The organism is Polaribacter haliotis, assembly GCF_014784055.1.
Taxonomy (GTDB): domain Bacteria; phylum Bacteroidota; class Bacteroidia; order Flavobacteriales; family Flavobacteriaceae; genus Polaribacter; species Polaribacter haliotis.
Window position 1 is genome coordinate 603,071 of sequence record NZ_CP061813.1, and the last position, 20,286, is coordinate 623,356.

General features: G+C 29.6%; 15 protein-coding genes. 11 read left to right on the plus strand and 4 right to left on the minus strand.

Features of this window, described 5'->3' with window-relative positions:
• Positions 1 to 57 precede the first annotated feature (57 nt).
• Positions 58 to 1,134, minus strand: coding sequence for a DUF3810 domain-containing protein (locus tag H9I45_RS02345; RefSeq protein WP_088353545.1), 1,077 nt, complete (start codon positions 1,132 to 1,134; stop codon positions 58 to 60).
• Between the two features lie 138 nt (positions 1,135 to 1,272).
• On the opposite strand from H9I45_RS02345, the gene dnaB reads away from it, so the two are divergent.
• From dnaB to H9I45_RS02380, 7 genes are all read left to right on the plus strand, one after another.
• Positions 1,273 to 2,787 (plus strand): replicative DNA helicase, encoded by a 1,515-nt coding sequence (gene dnaB, locus H9I45_RS02350; protein WP_088353544.1) that lies wholly within the window; start codon positions 1,273 to 1,275, stop codon positions 2,785 to 2,787.
• 72 nt (positions 2,788 to 2,859) lie between these two features.
• The gene (locus H9I45_RS02355) at positions 2,860 to 4,119 is read left to right on the plus strand and encodes an asparagine synthetase B (protein WP_228455020.1); all 1,260 of its coding nucleotides are present in this window, start codon (positions 2,860 to 2,862) and stop codon (positions 4,117 to 4,119) included.
• Between the two features lie 225 nt (positions 4,120 to 4,344).
• A complete protein-coding gene (locus H9I45_RS02360) occupies positions 4,345 to 5,190 on the plus strand; it encodes a transketolase (RefSeq protein ID WP_088353542.1) in 846 nt (281 codons plus the stop codon).
• Positions 5,191 to 5,343: 153 nt separating this feature from the next.
• A complete protein-coding gene (gene bshA / locus H9I45_RS02365) occupies positions 5,344 to 6,474 on the plus strand; it encodes an N-acetyl-alpha-D-glucosaminyl L-malate synthase BshA (RefSeq protein WP_088353541.1) in 1,131 nt (376 codons plus the stop codon).
• A gap of 86 nt (positions 6,475 to 6,560) precedes the next feature.
• Positions 6,561 to 9,467 (plus strand): sensor histidine kinase, encoded by a 2,907-nt coding sequence (locus tag H9I45_RS02370; protein WP_088353540.1) that lies wholly within the window; start codon positions 6,561 to 6,563, stop codon positions 9,465 to 9,467.
• Positions 9,468 to 9,469: 2 nt separating this feature from the next.
• A complete protein-coding gene (locus H9I45_RS02375) occupies positions 9,470 to 10,225 on the plus strand; it encodes a LytR/AlgR family response regulator transcription factor (RefSeq protein ID WP_088353539.1) in 756 nt (251 codons plus the stop codon).
• A gap of 98 nt (positions 10,226 to 10,323) precedes the next feature.
• Entirely contained in the window at positions 10,324 to 12,885 is a 2,562-nt protein-coding gene (locus H9I45_RS02380; RefSeq protein WP_088353538.1) for a T9SS type A sorting domain-containing protein, read from the plus strand.
• 103 nt (positions 12,886 to 12,988) lie between these two features.
• Here the strand turns inward: H9I45_RS02380 and H9I45_RS02385 are convergent, their stop codons facing one another.
• Positions 12,989 to 13,627 (minus strand): DUF937 domain-containing protein, encoded by a 639-nt coding sequence (locus H9I45_RS02385; RefSeq protein ID WP_088353537.1) that lies wholly within the window; start codon positions 13,625 to 13,627, stop codon positions 12,989 to 12,991.
• A gap of 124 nt (positions 13,628 to 13,751) precedes the next feature.
• Here H9I45_RS02385 and H9I45_RS02390 point away from each other — a divergent pair, with 124 nt between their 5' ends.
• The 3 genes from H9I45_RS02390 (at position 13,752) to H9I45_RS02400 (ending at position 16,439) form a co-directional block, all read left to right on the plus strand.
• On the plus strand, positions 13,752 to 15,080 hold the full coding sequence (locus H9I45_RS02390; protein ID WP_088353536.1) for a dicarboxylate/amino acid:cation symporter: 1,329 nt from the start codon (positions 13,752 to 13,754) through the stop codon (positions 15,078 to 15,080).
• A 189-nt stretch (positions 15,081 to 15,269) separates the two neighbouring features.
• The gene (locus H9I45_RS02395; RefSeq protein ID WP_088353535.1) at positions 15,270 to 16,109 is read left to right on the plus strand and encodes a sulfurtransferase; all 840 of its coding nucleotides are present in this window, start codon (positions 15,270 to 15,272) and stop codon (positions 16,107 to 16,109) included.
• Positions 16,110 to 16,112: 3 nt separating this feature from the next.
• Positions 16,113 to 16,439, plus strand: coding sequence for a hypothetical protein (locus H9I45_RS02400; protein ID WP_088353534.1), 327 nt, complete (start codon positions 16,113 to 16,115; stop codon positions 16,437 to 16,439).
• A gap of 165 nt (positions 16,440 to 16,604) precedes the next feature.
• On the opposite strand, the gene H9I45_RS02405 is transcribed toward H9I45_RS02400, so the two are convergent.
• Together H9I45_RS02405 and fahA are read right to left on the minus strand one after the other, a co-directional pair.
• Complete coding sequence (locus tag H9I45_RS02405; protein WP_088353533.1) at positions 16,605 to 17,258, minus strand: DNA alkylation repair protein; 654 nt, start codon at positions 17,256 to 17,258, stop codon at positions 16,605 to 16,607.
• Between the two features lie 117 nt (positions 17,259 to 17,375).
• Entirely contained in the window at positions 17,376 to 18,653 is a 1,278-nt protein-coding gene (gene fahA / locus H9I45_RS02410) for a fumarylacetoacetase (protein WP_088353532.1), read from the minus strand.
• Positions 18,654 to 18,849: 196 nt separating this feature from the next.
• Between fahA and glyA the strand changes: the two genes are divergently transcribed.
• The gene (glyA, locus tag H9I45_RS02415; protein ID WP_088353531.1) at positions 18,850 to 20,124 is read left to right on the plus strand and encodes a serine hydroxymethyltransferase; all 1,275 of its coding nucleotides are present in this window, start codon (positions 18,850 to 18,852) and stop codon (positions 20,122 to 20,124) included.
• Positions 20,125 to 20,286 lie beyond the last annotated feature (162 nt).

A 20,286-nucleotide genomic window follows, 5' to 3' on the forward strand; every position in this document is an offset into this window, starting at 1 on the left:
ATATTAGTGATTTGTAAACTGTTAAAATGCTATTTTTTTAACATTTTTTTAAGGAAATTAGATTTCTTCGGAAGTTTCAAAATAAGAAATTAATAAATCCACCACATAATTATAAGACTCAACTCCCTTAGCTTGTTTATTGGCTTTTAAATAAGCGCTATATCCTTTTTTAATAACCGGCTCAAAAGGATTTTTATAATTTTGCCAAAACAAATAACTCGCATTAAAATCTTTGGTAATTCCTTTGTTTACTCTTTTCCAAAGTTCTTTTGATAAATTTCGATCTCGTTTTCTAATTTCTGAAATACAATATCCAAAAGCCATTCTATAACTCGCATATTTAAAATAAATATCATCATTATAATTGGCAGCTAAAAAACCGACAAAATTAGCCTCATTTTCTGCGGCATAACCAATTTGATGCGCCATTTCATGACAGACAGTTGTTGGGTAACTTGTTTTAGGAATTCTACTATTTACTTGGGCTTCTCCAGTTAAAGGATTTAAGTAACCAGAAGTTCCATTATAGGTTTGTAACAAACTCATTAAAGAACTTTTTACAGATGTATATTTGTATTTTAATTGTGGGAAATCTGCTTCCAAGTTTTTATAACCAGCAACTGCCATTTTATACATTTCTTTTTGATGATAGCTATTTTCGACTTTTATTGTATCGTTTTTTGTGATTTCATATTGATAAAAATTCAACTTTTCAATAATGTTTTCTGTTACTTTTTGAAGCTGTTCTGTTGTATATTTTGTTTGTTGGTATTTTAAGTTTTTGGCTAAAGGTTCTCTGTAATAATTCAAACCCCAAAAAAGGTAAAAACAAAAATAAATTATTGATAAAATTGAAGTAAAATGAATAATTTTGTAAATGAAATTTTTAAATCGAGATTTTATCAATCTGTATAAAAAACGAAGAAAAATAAATAGGCCAAAAGCCAGTAAAATATCACCAAAAGAAAAAGGAATCCAACCCAAAATAATTCTTAAAAAAGAGGAAATAAAGGGATAAATTCCATTCGAATAATACGTTTCTATAAATGCAGGATTTTTAGCAGCCAATTGCACCAACAAAACCTGAATTGGAAGAAAAATTGTTAGAAAAAGATGTTTTTTATTTACTTTCATTTGGGTAAAAATAACATTTCATTTTGGAAGTTCACTGGTTATTAACAAGATAATAACAATTTAGTTTACAATATTTGTGTACAAATAAATGTTATCAATTAGTAAGCGCTAAAGAAGTAAAAAAGTACATTTGTAATCATGGAAAAAACGAATGCAGTCGCAGGCAAAAAAATAGATAAGGCAAGAATTATTAGTCTGGAAAAAGGTAAGATTCCTCCACAGGCAGTGGAATTGGAAGAAGCTGTTTTGGGTGCAATGATGATTGACAAAAAAGGAATGGATGATGTAATTGACGTTTTAAGTCCAGAAGCATTTTACGATCAAAAACATCAAGAAATTTACGATACTATTAATCAATTATTCCAAAATTCGGAACCAATTGACTTGTTAACAGTTTCTAACTTGTTGAAAAAGAATGGAAAGTTAGAATTTGTTGGTGGTGATTTCTATTTAATTCGTTTAACACAAAAAGTTGCTTCTTCTGCACACATCGAATTCCATGCAAGAATTATTCTTCAGAAATACATTCAACGTAAATTAATTTCGATTTCCAGCGAAATTATAGAAAATGCTTATGATGATGGAACTGATGTTTTCGAATTATTAGACGATGCAGAAGCAAAGTTATTCGAAGTTACACAAGGAAACTTAAAAAAAAGTTCGGAAGATGCAGGTTCTTTAGTAAAACAAGCATTAAAGAAAATCCAAGAAATTGGAAACCAAGAAGGAATGTCTGGTTTGGCAACAGGTTTTACAAAATTAGATGCGTTAACTTCAGGTTGGCAACCATCCGATTTAGTAATTATTGCTGCAAGACCTGGTATGGGAAAAACGGCTTTTGTAATTTCCATGGCAAAAAATATGGCGATTGATTTTAATCATGGAGTTGCAGTATTTTCTTTAGAGATGTCTTCTGTTCAGTTGATTACACGTATGATTTCTTCGGAAACAGGTTTAACTTCAGAAAAATTAAGAAAAGGAAATTTAGAGCCACATGAATGGGAACAATTAAACGTAAAAGTTAAGAAATTATCTGATGCTCCTATTTTTATAGATGATACTCCATCACTTTCAGTGTTCGATTTACGTGCAAAAGCACGAAGATTAGTTTCGCAACATAATGTTAGAATTATTGTAATTGATTATTTACAATTAATGACTGCTGGTGGAAAAGCAGGTGGAAATCGTGAACAAGAAATCTCTATGATTTCGAGAAATTTAAAAGCGTTGGCGAAAGAATTAGAAGTGCCTGTAATTGCACTTTCTCAATTATCGCGTGCTGTAGAAACGCGTGGAGGATCTAAAAGACCTTTATTATCCGATTTACGTGAATCTGGAGCAATTGAGCAAGATGCAGATATTGTATCGTTTATTTTTCGTCCAGAATATTATGGAATGACAGAATGGGATGATGATGAACACACGCCTTGTGAAGGGCAAGGAGAGTTTATTGTCGCAAAACACAGAAATGGTGGTTTAGATAATATTCGACTAAAATTTACAGGACATTTGGCAAAATTCTCCGATTTAGAAGAAGGTTTTAGTAGTGAATTCCAATCTTCTATGAATGCAGATTTTCCTGAAGATCCATTTGCTGGAGCTGGAGGAGTAGATCCAAAAGATGCTTTTGGTGATGATGATGTGCCTTTCTAGAATACTAAATAATTTATAAAATTTAATAAATACACAATTGCTTTCAAGTAATTGTGTATTTTAGTTTTTAATATGAAAAAACTCATAACAATATTAACATTCTTATTAATCTCAAACTCAATTTGGGCATCATTTATATATGTGCCTATGAGCAACGATAATCAGAAAAATCATTTAAAAGCTTACGGAATTGTTTATTTCGGTTTAGAAGCTGGTTTAAAATCGAAATGGTTATTAAATTACGATGGAGGTGCATTTTTAATAGAGAACAACAAAATTATAGAAAATGAATGTAAAATTCGTGGCGTTTCTTATCAAGTAATTTCCGATGCAAAAGCACAAATTATTTTGCAAGAAATTTCTGCACCAAGTTCGAATCAAGATGCTGTAACTTTAGAAAAAGCACCAAAAATTGCAGTGTATTCTCCAAAAGACAAAATGCCTTGGGACGATGCTGTAACTATGGTTTTAACCTATGCAGAAATTCCTTTCGATGTAATTTACGACAAAGACGTTTTAGAAGATAAATTATTAATTTACGAATGGTTACACTTACATCACGAAGATTTTACTGGTCAATATGGTCGATTTTATGGTTCTTTTAGAACTGCACCTTGGTATATAGAAGGCAAACAAAGAGCAGAGAAATTAGCAACCGAATTGGGGTATTCTAAAGTTTCTCAAGAAAAATTATCAGTTGCTAAAAAGATTAGAGATTATGTTGTTGGAGGTGGCTTTATGTTTGCTATGTGTTCTGCAACCGATAGTTTCGATATTGCATTGTCTGCAGAAGGCGTAGATATTGCAGAAGCAATGTTCGATGGAGATGCATCAGAACCAAATTATCAGTCGAAAATCAATTTTAATAAAACATTTGCTTTTAAAAATTTCGATTTGATTCGTAATCCAACAACCTATGAGTTTTCTACAATAGATATGACTCGTAAACGTAAAATTCCAAAAACTTCAGATTATTTTTCTTTGGTAGAATTCTCTGCAAAATGGGATCCAGTTCCAACTATGTTAACTCAAAATCATACAGTTTTAGTAAAAGGTTTTATGGGGCAAACCACTTCTTTCGATAGAAATACAGTTAAAAGTAACGTCTTGGTTTTGGGTGAAAACAAAGTAAATAGAGAAGCGCGATATATCCATGGAACCAAAGGAAAAGGGATGTTTACTTTTTACGGAGGTCATGATCCAGAGGATTATACACACAGAGTTGGCGACCCAAAAACAGAATTGGATTTACACCCAACTTCGCCAGGTTATCGTTTAATTCTTAATAATGTTTTGTTTCCAGCAGCAAAAAAGAAGAAGCAGAAAACCTAATTATTTTTGGGCGTTCGAGCGGGCTTTCCAATACAATCTTTTGCCTTAAAAAAGGCCAAAGGATTTCCATTTCAATCCCTAACGCACATACTCAATCCCAAAAAAAAATTAATCATTTATGAAAGAAATAATAAACTGTTAATAAAACTTCAATAAATATTCTATAAAAACCATACAAATTCATTCACTTTTGTATTTTTGTCAGGATAAAAATAAAATCACAAAATGTCAACAACACAACAATTACAAGATTTTACACAACAAGTTCGTAGAGATATATTAAGAATGGTACACAAAGTTAATTCTGGGCATCCAGGAGGTTCTTTAGGTTGTGCAGAATTTATTACTTGTTTATATCAAGAAGTAATGGATTATTCTACAGACTTTAAAATGGATGGTAAAAACGAAGATTTATTCTTTTTATCAAACGGACATATTTCACCAGTTTTTTATAGTGTTTTAGCACATAGTGGTTTTTTTCCAGTAGAAGAATTAAACACTTTTAGATTGTTAGATTCTCGTTTACAGGGACATCCAACAACTCATGAAGGTTTACCAGGAGTAAGAATTGCATCTGGTTCTTTAGGACAAGGAATGTCTGTTGCTTTAGGAGCTGCACAAGCTAAAAAGTTAAATGGAGATGATAAAATTATCTATACTTTACATGGAGATGGAGAATTGCAAGAAGGGCAAAACTGGGAAGCAATTATGTATGCATCAGCAAAAAAAGTAGATAATATTATTTGTACAATCGATTTAAACGAAAAACAAATTGATGGAACTACAGATGAAGTTTTAGCAATGGGAAGTTTAAAAGCGAAGTTCGAAGCTTTTGATTGGTTGGTTTTAGATGTAGAAAAAGGAAATGATATTGATACTATTTTAGCAGCATTAGCAGAAGCAAAATCATTAACAGGAAAAGGAAAGCCAGTTTGTATTTTATTACATACAGAAATGGGTAATGGTGTAGATTTTATGATGCATACACATGCTTGGCATGGTAAAGCACCAAGTGACGAGCAGTTAGAAAATGCTTTGGCTCAAAATCCTGCAACTTTAGGAGATTACTAAAAATTGAATTATTAAGATTCAAATAAATAAAAATATTAAAAGAGCTTTTCAGTAAATTGAAAAGCTCTTTTTTTATGCTTTTATTTTGATTTCAACTGTAAGATTAGCTTTATATTTACAACTAATAAATTTTTTAATCTTTCAATATTACATATGAAAATAGGGATTGTTTGTTACCCAACATTTGGTGGAAGTGGAGTAGTAGCTACAGAATTAGGAAAAGCTTTGGCGAATAAAGGACATGAGGTTCATTTTATTACTTATAATCAGCCAGTTCGTTTAGATTTTCTTTCTCATAAATTGCATTTTCATCAAGTTGTAATTGAAGAATATCCACTATTCGAATACCAACCTTACGAATTAGCTTTATCGAGTAAAATGGTAGAAGTTGTTAGAAAATACGAATTGGAAGTTTTACATGTACATTATGCAATTCCTCATGCGTATGCTGCTTTTATGGCAAAACAAATGTTGAAAGAAAAAGGATTGGATGTTAGAGTTGTAACTACACTTCATGGAACAGATATTACTTTAGTTGGAAGTCACCCAACATATAAAACAGCTGTAGAATTTAGCATTAATAACTCGGATGTGGTTACTGCAGTTTCTAATAATTTAAAAGAAACCACCAATAAATTATTCAATATTACTAAAAATATTCAAGTTGTTTATAATTTTATCGATACAGAAAAATACGACAATGCACATCAAGAAGAATGTAAAAGAAGTGCACTTGCAAAACCGAATGAACGAATTCTAACACATATAAGTAACTTTAGACCTGTTAAAAGGGTAGAAGATGTAATTAGAATTTTTGCTGAAGTTAAAAAAGAAATTCCGGCTAAATTATTAATGATTGGCGAAGGTCCAGAAAAAATAAAAGCAAAAAAGTTGGCAAAAGAATTAAAAATTGCAGATGATGTTTTCTTTTTAGGGAACAGTACAGAAGTAGCTAAGATTTTATGTTATACAGATGTTTTCTTATTACCATCACAAACAGAGAGTTTTGGTTTAGCAGCTTTAGAAGCTATGGCTGCAGGAACAGCTGTTATTTCTACAAATACTGGCGGTTTGCCAGAAGTTAATATTCAAGGCAAAACTGGTTATTTAAGTGATTTAGGAGATGTAGAAGATATGGCTAAAAATGCCATTTCAATTTTAAAAGACGATGCTATTTTAGAGAAATTTAAGCAAAATGCGAAAGAGCATACCAAACAATTTTCATTAGAAAGTATTCTTCCAGTTTATGAAGATATTTATAAGTCTTGTTATAAGGTAAAATAACAACGCTCACTAATAGAAAAGCACCACTCACTAACTTTTTTTACTTTTTTTTCTAAATAATTGTATTTTTGATACAAACCAACTTTGTGAAAAAAAATACAGCATTCTTTTTAATTCTATTTTTTTCTTTTTTCTTTTTGAATGCTCAAGAACCTCTTTCCATTCATTTAACTGAAAAAGATGGTTTGCCAGATATCGAATTTTACGATTTATTGGCAGATAAAGATGGCTTCATTTGGTTGGCGGCAGATAAAGGTTTATTTAAATACAATGGAAGAGAATACCAACTTTTAGACAATCCATTAAAACGAGGCCGATCTTTATTTGGACTAAAAACCGATTTAAAAGGAAGAGTTTGGTGTAATAATTTAGCAGGCCAATTTTTTTACGTAGAAAACAATAAACTTCATTTATTTAAAGATTTCGAAGATATAAATACCCTTGTAGATTACTATTTTTTTGAGAATTATTTGGTAACTATTAATAATAAGTACATTTCTTTTACAAATCTTAATACTAAAAAAAACGAAAGAGTTTTAAAAAAAACAGATGGTATTCCTTCAGAGGAATTAAATGATAATTTTAAAGATTTTCATTTTTCTTCCAATTATAATTTATTTAAAATTACAGATATTAATAAAGAAAAAGTATTTGTAAGTAGCTTAGGTTCAAAAGACGAATATGTTAGAGGTCGTAAAATTGGTTTTAAATTGTATGATAAAAAATACATATTAGCACAAAGTGAAAAAGAACTTAGTTTAAAAATAAGTGAGATAAATACAAGTAGAAATATACAAATTAACGTTCCTGAATATTTGAATGGAATTTTAATTCATAAAGTTACTATCATTAAAAACACACTATTTTTATTATCCAATAAGGGTGTTTTTTCAACATCAATAAAAAATAATCGGTTAATAATTAACGATTGCTATTTTAAGGACAATTATGTTACAGAAGTAGTCTTAGATAAAAATGAAAATTACTGGTTTTCGACCTTAAGAAATGGTGTTTTTATTATTTCTAATAAAGAAATTAAAGTGTACAATCAATTATTTGATAATATTACTACACTTAGAAAAAAAAATGATAAAACACTTTTTTTAGCCAGTAGTAATGGGACTGTAGAAGAATATCATATTTCAACAAAAGCCATAAAAAAACTAAACTTTATCTCAAATACTGCTGTAAAAACGTTTTATTACATTCCTAAAAACAATTCACTTTTAATAGGAACTTCGAATTATGCTGTAAACTATAATCTTAGTAATAATTCTTTCAAATCAATTAATGAAAGTGCGGCTTGGAAATCTGTAGATTTTATAAATAATGATAATTATTTAGTAAGTACACCCAATAGTTTGTCTGAAATAAATATTACAACGAAACAATACAAACATTTAATTTATAAAAGAACCTATGCCGCTTTATATGCAAAAAAAGAGAATAGCTATTATGCTACAATGATAGATGGTTTTTTAAAATACAACATCAATAAAAAAAAAGGAACGTATCTAAAATATAAAAACAAGCGAGTTTATGGTTCTAAATTGGCAGAATTAGAAGATGGAACCATTTGGGTAGCAACACATAATAAAGGGTTGTTTGCTTTTAAAAACAATACTTTTGTAGATAGTTTAGTTGTTAAAAATGGATTGACTTCTAATGTAATAAATCAAATTGAGGCATATAAAAATGAATTGTGGATTTCTACAGAAAATGGTTTACAGAAATACGATAAAACCAACAAAACACTAAACACACTTGCGAAAATCGATGGTTTAAATTCTTATGCAATTGATAATATTGCAGTTTTAGATTCTTTAGTATTTATAACAACAAATAAGGGTTTATTAAGTTTTAACAAGCATAAAGTGTTTAAAAAAAGAAAAATTCCTGAATTGTATTTTACGCAATTGATTGTTAATGATTCTGTAAAAGAATTTCCGAAAGAATTAAAATTAAAAGAGTTAGAAAGTAATTTTAAAGTAGAATTTAATAGTAACGGTTTTCAATCTAAAGAAAATGTAGGTTATGATTACTTATTAGAGGGGTTTTCTAATAATTGGAATGCAATCGAAAACGGAATTAACTTTATTACATTTAACACACTTCCATCAGGAAAATTTCTTTTAAAAGTTAGAGCAAAAAATAAATTTCAAACAGCGTATTCTAACGTTTTGTTATTGCCAATTACTGTAACAAAACCTTTCTACAAAACATTCTGGTTTTTATTGTTTGTACTTTCTTTAGTGGTGTTTTTAATTTTTATATACTTCAAAAATCAGAATAAACGTTTAAGAAAAGAGCAGAAAATTGCACTAGAAAAAGAAAAAATAACGAAAGAATTGGTGTATTCTCAGTTAGAGAATTTACGTTCTCAAATGAACCCTCATTTTATCTTTAATGCGTTAAATTCTATACAGGATTTTATTATTTTAAATGAAAAAAAATTAGCACGACAATATTTAGTAAAATTCTCTAAATTAATCCGAATTTATTTAGAACATAGCCAGAATGATACTGTAACACTAGCAGAAGAAATTAAAGCATTAAGATTGTATTTAGAACTAGAAAAAGATCGATTTAACGACGATTTCATCTTTAACATTCATGTTGATAAAAACTTACATTTAGAGCAAATTTTCATTCCTTCCTTATTATTGCAACCTTATGTAGAGAATGCTTTAAAACATGGTTTATTACATAAAATTGATAATAAAAAATTAGATATTTTATTTGAAAAAGATAACAATTCTTCCACATTAATTTGTACCATTTTAGACAATGGAATTGGAAGAGAAGCAGCTGCAGAAATCAACAAAAAAAGAGTTGGAAACCATAAATCTTTTGCCACTTCTGCAAATCAAAAAAGAATTAACTTATTAAACCTTGCAAATAATTCTAATTTAGAAATCGTGATAGAAGATTTATCTGAAAATGAAATTGCAACCGGAACAAAAATTATCATTAAAATCCCCATAAATCAATAACCATGAAAATATTAATTATTGATGATGAAAGCAGAGCCAGAAACGTTTTAGCAAATCTCTTACAAGAAGAATGTACTGGAATTACCACTATTTTAGAGGCTTCTAATTTGGTAGAAGGTGTAGAGCTAATAAAAAGTACAGCACCTCAAATTGTATTTTTAGACATAGAAATGCCTCAAAATTCGGGTTTAGAAATATTAGATTTCTTTAAAAATGAAAAAATAAATTTTCAAATTATTTTCACAACAGCTTATAGCCAATATGCTATTGAAGCTTTTCGTTTATCTGCCATCGATTATTTAATGAAACCAATTGATATAGAGGAGTTAAAGTTAGCTTTACAAAATGCTAAAAAGGTAATTGAAGAAGAGAATATTAACCATAAATTACAAAATTTAGAAAAAGCTTTTCAGCAATTATCTTTAAATAAAATTGCGTTGGAAATCCCAAAAGGAATCATTTTTGCTTCACATGAAGATATTTTATATTTCGAAGCAGATGGTGTGTACACCAAAGTACATCTAATGAATGGAAAATCGGAATTAATCTGCAAAACTCTTAAACATTTTGCAAACCAATTAAAAGACAAACCTCTGTTTTATAAACCCCATCGTTCTTATTTGATCAATTTAAAGTTTATGAATGAGGTTGTAAAAAAAGATGGTTTACATGTGGTAATGCAAAATAATAAAACCATTCCAATCGCCAGAGATCGTAAAGATGCTTTTCTAAAAATGATAAATACCATCTTTAATTAATTTACGGTTCACAAAAAAAAACAAACCATTCACTAAATTAAACAACAAAAACTTCTATTTAAGAGCATTTTTGTATTCATAATTATAAAATATAAATTATGAAACTAAGATTACTTAAAAACCTATTATTATTTTTTATGATTGCTGTTTGTTCTACTTATGGACAAACTTGGCAATTAGAAGGAAATGCAGAATTTACAACTGCTGCAGCAAGAGTTTCTATTGCAATAGATAATAATGAAACACCCTTTGTTGCTTATTCAGATAAAAGTTCTGACGGAAAATTACACATTAAAAAGTTTGATGGCACAAATTGGATAGAGGTTGGCGATGTCGCTTCAACAGCTGGTATGATCCCAGAAATGATAGTTTTAAGAATTAACCCAGTAACCAACCAACCTTGGGTGGTTTACAAAAATACATCTACGAACAAAATAGATTTAATTTCTTACGATGGCTCTAATTGGGTAGATGAAGGAACAAGTATTGGTAATTTTCAACCTTACAGTAAAATAGTTTTTAATATTGATGCAAATGGAAACCCTGTTTTAGCTGCTCAAGCAACTACAAGTCCTTCTTATCAAATAAAACTAAGACTTTATGCAAAAAGAAGTGCTAACTGGGTTAAAGAAAAAGAATACACAATTTTCAGTAATGCTTATGATTTAGGAAATGCAAATACATTGGTAATAAGTGAATATTATACTTTTGCCAATAGAACAAGAAACCTTCTTAAAACCTTAGAATATGATGGTACAACATGGAACCAAACTCATGGTAGTGTAAAACTTAATTCAGGTGGAGATAATGGTTATTGTGATGGTATGGCTGCTGCAGAAAGTGGACCAACCAACAAATTTTTATATGATTATAGAAGAGGAAACAATGCAGAAAGACAGTTAAGATTTGAAAACGAAAGTGCAATTACAGGAAACAATCAAATACCAAGCAGTAATATTTACGGCTTAGAGTATGTAAGTGTTGGTGGTAAATATTATGTAATGCATTACAATCCTTCAAGCGATTTAAAAATATATGAATACAGTGAAGCTGCTAATACTAAAACAGACTTAAATATAAACTTAAATTTTGCGGGTATTACTCCTTCATCTCAAATAAAATTAAACAAAGCTAAAGATAAATTATATTTAGCTTATTTAGATTTAACAAGCCAAAAAGTTACTGTAAAATATTATACAATTCTACCACCAAGAAGTGTAATTTATGTTAATGAATCTGCAAAAGGTGCAAATTCTGGTAATTCTTGGACAGATGCTTACACCAGTTTAAATGATGCATTAGATAATGCTGATGCTAATTTTAGTGAAATTTGGGTTGCTAAAGGAACTTATAAACCACATGCGTCAGATAGATCAAAAGCTTTTGGTTTATCAGGTTTAAAACTGTTTGGAGGTTTTTTAGGAAATGAAACTTTAAAAAAAGAAAGAGATGTTAAAACAAATATAACCATACTTTCTGGTGATTTGAATTCTGATGATACTGGTGTTGAATTTACAACAACTACAAGAAACGAAAATTCTTATAATGTTGTAAAAGTTTTAGGTAGTAATTCCGAAATAGATGGATTTACCATTCAAGATGGGCAAGCAGATGGAAGTAATGCAGATTTGCAAGAAGGTAGTGCTATTTTTATAAATAGTAGTTTAGAAAATGTTACTATTAGCAACTGTATTTTAAAAAATAATTTAGTTAAAAGAGGAGGTACAATTAGAGCTGTTGATATGAGTGGCAGTTTGAAGATAGAAAATACATCAATTCATAATAATTTAGGACTGTTTGGTACAGTACTTTACTCACGAGCAAATGCTGGTAAAATTTTAGATATTGACATTATAAATTGTTTAATTTATGATAATAAATTAAATAATGCTGGTGATGCAACCTCTCCAGGAGTAGTGGCATGGTTTCGTCAGGACTCAAATGCTACACAAAATATTAAAGTTATCAACTCAACTTTTACAGCTAACACATACATTTCAGCAGGAAATTCTGAATCTACGGTTTTAAACGCTTCAACAGGATCAGGAGGAATGGTAAATTTGGAAACTTCTAATTCTATATATTATGGTAATTTTTCTAATTCCAATTCATTTTTAAAGTCTTTAGGAAATAGTACGTCACAATCTAACGCAAATTTAAAGGCTTATAATTGTATTGCCCAAGATTTTATGAATAAAGTTGCAGGAACAAATAAGGCAAATATAATTGCCAACAATCCTGAGTTTACAGATATTTCTTTAAAAGATTTTACATTATCATCTACATCACCTGCAATTGATTCTGGAGATAATACCAAGTTACCAGCAAGTATTACCAAAGATATTTTAGGAAATGAAAGAATTTTTAATACCACTATAGATATGGGGGCTTTTGAGTTTGGTTCTTCTCCATTAAGTCTAAATAATGTGGATTTATTAGAAAATAAAATTACCATTTTCCCAAACCCAGCAAACAATTTTATCAATATAAAAACGGATAGCAATACTATTTTGGTAAGAATGTTTAATTTATTGGGGAAACAAGTATTAAAAACTGATGCAAAAAATATTGATATTTCTAACTTAAGGAAAGGAATTTATCTATTAAAAATTACAACTGAAAACGGAAAACAAATCATAAGAAAAATGCTAAAAAACTAACTACTATTTATTTTTGAAAAAGAAAAAGCAATTAAAAAGCTCAAAATCTTACGATTTTGAGCTTTTCTATTTTAAATACTTAGTATTTAATTCTCTATACTATTTATTTCCCAAAAAGACCACCTAATAAACCACCAAGTCCACCAGATTTTTTATTGCTTCCACCTAAAACCATTCCTGCAACATCATCTACAATACTTCCATCTCCATCTGCATCTAATATTTTCTCCAAAAAGCTTTGTTCGTTTTTAGTATCATTTCCACCTAACATTCCACCTAATAAACCTCCTAAACCAGAAGAATCACTAACATTTTGTTCTTTCTTTTGTTTTCCTAAAACTCCCATTAAAATTGGAGCCGCAACTTTTAAAATATTTGCAACAGAACCAGCATCTAAACCAGATTTCTGACTAATAACTTTTTCTACACCTTGTTGCTTTCCACCTAAAATATGACCTAAAATTCCAGCCCCATCTTGTTTTACACTTTCATCAACTCCACCACCAAATAAACTCCCTAAATTGTCTAGGATACTTCCATCATGTTTCGTTTCTAAAGCTCTTTGTAAGCCTTGTGCACCTTCAGGAGAAGAAGCATTTCTCTCCATAGCTTTCATTAAAACTGGCAAAGCCATTGTTAAAACACTATTTGTTTTGTTAGAATCGTTTCCTGTAGAACCTGCTACACCAGAAACTATTTGTTTTCCTAAATCACTGTTTAATAAGTCTAAAATACCTGCCATTTTTATGTTTTTAATAATTAATATGAAAGTTCTTCAAAAATTTTGACACAATATACAAATAAAGTCACACTGATTTTTAATTATTTTTTCTACCTTTCAAATTCTTAATAATTTAAACAATTTAATGAAAAATTTAGCATTACACTGGAAAATTTTAATAGGAATGGTACTTGGTATCGTTTTTGGTTTTATTATGAATACTGTAGATGGAGGTAAAGGCTTTGTTACAGATTGGATAAAACCTTTCGGAACTATATTTATAAATTTATTAAAACTAATTGCAGTTCCACTGATTTTAGCATCATTAATTAAAGGAATATCTGATTTAAAAGATATTTCTAAAATTAAAAAAATGGGGTTAAGAACAATTTCTATATATATAGGAACAACCTTAATAGCCATTATTATTGGTTTAGGAATTGTAAATATTGTTAAACCTGGAGTTGGAATGTCTCCAGATACTATAGCAAAAATTAAAGCCAAATACGAAACAGATTTAGGAGTAACAGATAAGTTAGTAAAAGCGTCTGCCCAAAAAGATGCAGGGCCATTACAAGCATTGGTAGATATTTTTCCAAGCAATATTTTTCAATCTTTCGTAGATGCAAGTATGTTGCAGATTATCTTTTTTGCAATGTTTGTAGGAATATCTTTGTTATTAATTCCAGAGAAAAAAGCAAAACCATTAATGGATTTCTTTGATTCTCTAAATGAAATGGTTATGAAAATGGTCGATTTAATTATGCTTTTCGCTCCTTATGCAGTTTTTGCATTGTTAGCAAATGTAATTATTGCATTTGATGACACCGAAATTCTCTTAAAATTATTAGCATATGCATTATGTGTTGTTGGTGGACTAATTTTAATGATTGGTTTCTATTTAATTTTAGTAGCTGTGTATACTAAAAAATCGCCAATGTGGTTTTTAAAACAAATAAGTCCAGCACAATTATTAGCATTTTCTACAAGCTCGAGTGCAGCAACTTTACCTGTAACAATGGAAAGAGTAGAAGAACATTTAGGTGTAGATAAAGAAGTTTCTGGTTTTGTTTTACCAGTTGGAGCAACCATAAATATGGATGGAACAAGTCTATATCAAGGAATTGCAGCCGTTTTTATTATGCAAGTAATATGGCCAGAAGGCTTAACCTTTTCGAATCAATTAGTTATAGTTTTTACAGCTTTATTGGCTTCTATTGGTTCAGCAGCTGTGCCAAGTGCAGGAATGGTAATGTTGGTAATTGTTTTAGAATCTATTGGTTTTCCAGAAGAATTATTACCAATTGGTTTGGCTCTTATTTTTGCTGTAGACAGACCTTTAGATATGTGTAGAACTACAGTAAATGTTACTGGAGATGCAACAGTATCTATGTTGGTTGCAAAATCTTTAGGAAAATTACATGATAACCCGAAAGCGAAAGATTGGGACGATAATTATGATAAGGTTAAATAGTAGGCAGTCATCAGTAGGCAGTCGCAGTTTTCAGTGGCAATAAAAGTATAGAAATATAAGAATTTGCATCTTTGTGACTTTGTGAAAAAAAACAGAGTATTCAGTTGCAATCGTAGTTTTATTCTGTCACTTCGAGTGATTTCGCTTTTGGGCGGAATTGTATCGAGAAGTCTTAATATTTTAAATTAAATGAGTTTGCAAATAACGAAACCTTTAGTTTCTGTAGATTGGTTGTACAGTAATTTAGAGAATGAACAGCTAATTATTTTAGATTGTACCATTCCTAAAGTAACTGATACATTACAAGTTTCTTCGGATAAAAAACGAATTAGAGGCGCTGTATTTATTGATATTAAGAATATATTTTCTGATAAAAAAGCACCTTTTCCAAACACAGTTTTGTCTCCTGAAGAATTTCAAGAAAAAGCACAAGAATTAGGAATCAATAAAGATGCTATATTAATTTGTTATGACGATTTAGGAATGTATTCTTCACCAAGAGTTTGGTGGATGTTTCAACTAATGGGTTTTACAAATATTGCAGTTTTAGATGGTGGTTTTCCAGAATGGACATCAAAAAAATATCCAATTGAAAACCCTAAATATCATCAACGTACAAAAGGAAATTTTAATGTTGATTATAAACCTGCCAAATTAAAGTTTACAGAAGATGTTCTTAATTCCATAGAAAATAAAGAAACTTTAATTGTTGATGCACGTTCTAATGGACGTTTTTATGGAACAGCACCAGAACCAAGAGACGATATAAAAAGTGGACATATACCTAATTCTGTGAGTTTGCCTTTTGGTGAAATTCAGAATAATGGAAAAATGAAATCAAAACAAGAATTAGAAGAAATATTTAATACTTTTAAAGATAAAGAACAAATTATTTTTACTTGTGGATCAGGAATTACAGCATCAATTTTAGCATTAGGAGCAGAAATTGCAGGAGTTAAAAATACTGCAGTTTATGATGGTTCTTGGACAGAATGGGGTAGTAGTAACAATTTACCAATAGCATTATAAATTATGAATTTAGATTGGACAAAAAAAGAATTTGAAGCGTATGTGCTTTTATACGCTGCACATTGCAATCATATAGAAGATATTGAAGAACAGAAATTCATTCGTACAAAAGTAGATGAAGAAACATTTCATAAAATTCATACAGAAGTTGTAGTAGATTCAGATGCAATAAATTTGAATAAAATTCAGCAATATGTTTCTGAAAATGATTTTACTCAATTAGAAAAAGAGGAATTGTTAAGAGATATTAAAAAGGTCTTTTTTGCTGATGGTTCTGTAGATATTTTAGAAAAGAAAGTTTTTACAATTTTAAAGAAAATTATTGGGTGATTTTGAGATTCGCTAACGTTAACACTGATATGATGTCGTTTCAATGACTTATATTAGTGGTTAGCGAAGTTATATTTTTTTGAGCAGAAAATCAAGAGGGAAAACACCCGTTTTTTAAATCTTTAAAAAGTTTAATGATATTTAGTTCAATAAAATTAAAATGAATTATTTATTATTTTTCAAGCCTAAATAATAATCTTTAGTTTCTCTATCTAATTTTTCAATTGCATATCTCAAAGTAACTCTTGGCATTGAAACTGCATATGTATCAAGAAATTCTTTCAATTTGTTTTCATCTCTTTTTCCAGCTTCTCTAATCCAACTTCCTATTGCTTTTTGGACGTATTCATCATTGTCATTAATTAGAATTTCAGCAATTTTAAAAGTATCTTCTATTTCGTCTTTACGAATAAAATAATAGGTTGCTACAATTGCTGTGCGTCTTTCCATTGGGTTTTTAGAATGTGCCAATCTGTATAAAGGAGTTCTATCTTTATCGAATAAATAACCTCCAACAACATAAGGTGCAGCTCTATCTACCAAACCCCAATTATCTATTAAATGATGATTATTTATATATGCTTTGTAAACTTCCTTTTTTTCTTCTGTAGACGTTTTTCTATGTCTTGCTTTCCAATCTAAAACTGAAATTGCGCCCAATTTATGGTCTTCATTTTTAGATTTTAATAATTCAACAACCTCTTTTACGGGCATTCGTATAAATTCTTTCGCTAAAGAAAATAATTCTCTTTTTGGAATACTTTTGGTATAATCTTGAGCTATAATTTCTAATGAGTCTTTAAATTTTTTTGCTGTCATAATTTATAAATAATACAAATATTATCTTCAATTTTAAATATATAGAATTCTTATTAAATTAAAAACCTCACAACTAAAAATAGGAGTGAGGTTTATAATATTTTGTTTGTATGTAGTTTATTTCGCTGGTAACACTTTTCCAATACATTCACCAAAACCAATTCTAACATCATCATTTTTACAATGTGCACGCATAATAACAGTATCGTTATCATTAATAAATTTACGCGTTGTTCCGTCTTTTAAAGTAATAGGATTTTGCCCTTTCCAAGTCAATTCTAACATAGAACCATAACTATTTTTTGTTGGGCCAGAAATGGTTCCAGAACCCATCATATCTCCAGCTTCAACAGGGCAACCATTTACTGTATGGTGTGCTAATTGTTGTGCCATTGTCCAATACATATATTTAAAATTCGAATTTGCTACAACAGTTTCTTCTCCATTTTCTGGTTGAATACCTACTTGTAAATGAATATCGTAACTTCCTTTTCCTTCTTGTTTTAAATAAGGTAAAGGTTCGTAAACTTGTTTCGGATTTTCTGTTCTAAAAGGTTCTAAAGCATCTAAAGTTACAATCCAAGGAGAAATAGTAGAAGCAAAGCTTTTTCCTAAAAACGGGCCTAAAGGCACATATTCCCAACCTTGAATATCTCTTGCAGACCAATCGTTAAATTGTACCAAACCAAAAATATATTCTTCTGCTTCTTCAATTGGAATTCTTTCTCCTAAAACATTAGCATCTGTAGTAATAAAAGCCATTTCAAGCTCAAAATCTAATAATTTTGAAGGACCGAAATTTGGTGTATTACTACCTTCATCTGGTTTTGTTTGTCCATAAGGTCTTCTAATTGGTACACCAGAAGGAATTATAGAAGAACTTCTACCATGATAACCAATTGGTATGTGTAACCAGTTTGGCAATAATGCATTTTCTGGATCTCTAAATAAAGAACCTACATTTGTTGCATGTTCTTTACTTGCATAAAAATCTGTATAATCTCCAACAGAAACAGGTAATAACATTTCTACTTCATCCATTCTAAAGATAATTTTATCTTTATGATCTGCATTATCTCTTAATATTCCATTAGTAACATCAAAAACTTCTGCAATTCTATTTCTTACCAAACGCCAAGTTTTACGTCCATCAGCAATAAAATCATTTAAATTATCCTGTAAAAAAATATCGTCTGTTAAAGGAATTCCTTCAAAATAGCCTAATTGATGAAATGCGCCTAGATCTATAGCGAAATCGCCAATTCTACTTCCAATAGTTATAATATCATCTCTTGTTATAAAAACTCCAAAAGGAATATTTTGAATTGGAAAGTCTGACTCTTCATCTACTTTTAACCAAGATTTTCTATTCGGATTATTTGCTGTTATGATCATTCTGTAAATTCTTTAATTTGTTCAAATCTATGCAATTTTTTCTCATTTCTAAAAAGAAATTTCACGAATAACTTATTTTTAACACACCTTTATTTAGAAATAGATAAATCTTAATAAGTTGTTGAAAATATACGATAAACTTATTTATTAACACTTTGTTTTTTGTTACTTTTGATTCTTATTCAAAACAATAACAATGCAATTAGATAATCAAATTTTTGACCTTATTCAGGAGGAAAAAGAAAGACAATTAAACGGTTTGGAATTAATCGCTTCAGAAAACTTTGTAAGCGACCAAGTTATGCAAGCTCAAGGTTCTATTTTAACTAATAAATATGCTGAAGGATATCCTGGTAAAAGATATTATGGAGGTTGTGAAGTTGTAGATGTTATAGAACAAATAGCAATTGATAGAGCTAAAGAATTATTTGGTGCAGCATATGTAAATGTACAACCACATTCTGGTTCTCAGGCAAATACAGCTGTTTTTGCAGCGTGTTTAAAACCTGGAGATACTATTTTAGGTTTCGATTTATCTCATGGTGGACATTTAACACATGGTTCTCCAGTAAATTTTTCTGGTAAATTATACAATCCTGTATTTTACGGAGTAGATAAAGAAACTGGTACTATTGACTATAATCACCTAGAGCAACAAGCAAAAGAACATAAACCAAAATTGATTATTGCTGGTGCATCTGCATATTCTAGAGATATCGATTTTGAAAAGTTTAGAGAAATTGCAGATAGTGTTGGAGCTATTTTAATGGCAGATATTTCGCATCCTGCAGGTTTAATTGCCAAAGGAATTTTAAATGATCCAATTCCTCATTGTCATATTGTTACTACTACAACTCACAAAACGTTGCGTGGGCCAAGAGGAGGAATGATTATGATTGGGAAAGATTTCGAAAATCCGTTTGGAGAAACTTTAAAAAGTGGAAAACCAAAAATGATGTCGATGTTATTAAATTCTGCTGTTTTTCCTGGAAACCAAGGTGGACCTTTAGAGCATGTTATTGCCGCTAAAGCAGTTGCTTTTGGTGAAGCTTTAACAGACGAGTTTTTAGAGTACCAAATTCAAGTAAAAGAAAATGCAGCTGCAATGGCTAAAGAGTTTGTTGCAAGAGGTTATAATATTATTTCTGGAGGAACAGATAACCATTGTATGTTAATTGATTTAAGAAATAAAGATATTTCTGGTAAAGATGCTGAAATCGCATTAGGAAAAGCAGATATTACCGTAAATAAAAATATGGTTCCTTTTGATGATAAATCGCCATTTGTAACTTCTGGAATTCGTGTTGGAACTGCTGCAATTACAACTCGTGGTTTAAAGGAAGAAGATATGGTTGCTGTAGTAAATTTTATTGATGAAGCAATTAAAAATGCAGAAAATGACGAAGCTCTTCACGAAATTGCAGAACGTGTAAACGATATGATGAGCGCAAGAAGATTATTCGTAATGTAGAAGGCAATGCCTTAAGAAAAGGTATAAAAGATATAATTTAAAAAACTGATTTCCTTTGATGGTTATCAGTTTTTTTTTGGATAAGATTTTAACTAGCTTAATTATATTTAATTTAAGTATTTCACTTTTATTTGATATAAACATAAAAAAAGCATCATGTTT

Bases quoted from the DNA above. Each gene is read 5' to 3' on its own strand.
- bshA (WP_088353541.1), top strand. From the start codon at position 5,344: ATGAAAATAGGGATTGTTTGTTACCCAACATTTGGTGGAAGTGGAGTA.
- H9I45_RS02355 (WP_228455020.1), top strand. From the start codon at position 2,860: ATGAAAAAACTCATAACAATATTAACATTCTTATTAATCTCAAACTCA.
- H9I45_RS02390 (WP_088353536.1), top strand. From the start codon at position 13,752: ATGAAAAATTTAGCATTACACTGGAAAATTTTAATAGGAATGGTACTT.
- H9I45_RS02385 (WP_088353537.1), bottom strand. From the start codon at position 13,627: ATGGCAGGTATTTTAGACTTATTAAACAGTGATTTAGGAAAACAAATA.
- H9I45_RS02360 (WP_088353542.1), top strand. From the start codon at position 4,345: ATGTCAACAACACAACAATTACAAGATTTTACACAACAAGTTCGTAGA.
- H9I45_RS02400 (WP_088353534.1), top strand. From the start codon at position 16,113: ATGAATTTAGATTGGACAAAAAAAGAATTTGAAGCGTATGTGCTTTTA.
- H9I45_RS02345 (WP_088353545.1), bottom strand. From the start codon at position 1,134: ATGAAAGTAAATAAAAAACATCTTTTTCTAACAATTTTTCTTCCAATT.
- H9I45_RS02405 (WP_088353533.1), bottom strand. From the start codon at position 17,258: ATGACAGCAAAAAAATTTAAAGACTCATTAGAAATTATAGCTCAAGAT.
- glyA (WP_088353531.1), top strand. From the start codon at position 18,850: ATGCAATTAGATAATCAAATTTTTGACCTTATTCAGGAGGAAAAAGAA.
- H9I45_RS02380 (WP_088353538.1), top strand. From the start codon at position 10,324: ATGAAACTAAGATTACTTAAAAACCTATTATTATTTTTTATGATTGCT.
- H9I45_RS02395 (WP_088353535.1), top strand. From the start codon at position 15,270: ATGAGTTTGCAAATAACGAAACCTTTAGTTTCTGTAGATTGGTTGTAC.
- dnaB (WP_088353544.1), top strand. From the start codon at position 1,273: ATGGAAAAAACGAATGCAGTCGCAGGCAAAAAAATAGATAAGGCAAGA.
- fahA (WP_088353532.1), bottom strand. From the start codon at position 18,653: ATGATCATAACAGCAAATAATCCGAATAGAAAATCTTGGTTAAAAGTA.
- H9I45_RS02375 (WP_088353539.1), top strand. From the start codon at position 9,470: ATGAAAATATTAATTATTGATGATGAAAGCAGAGCCAGAAACGTTTTA.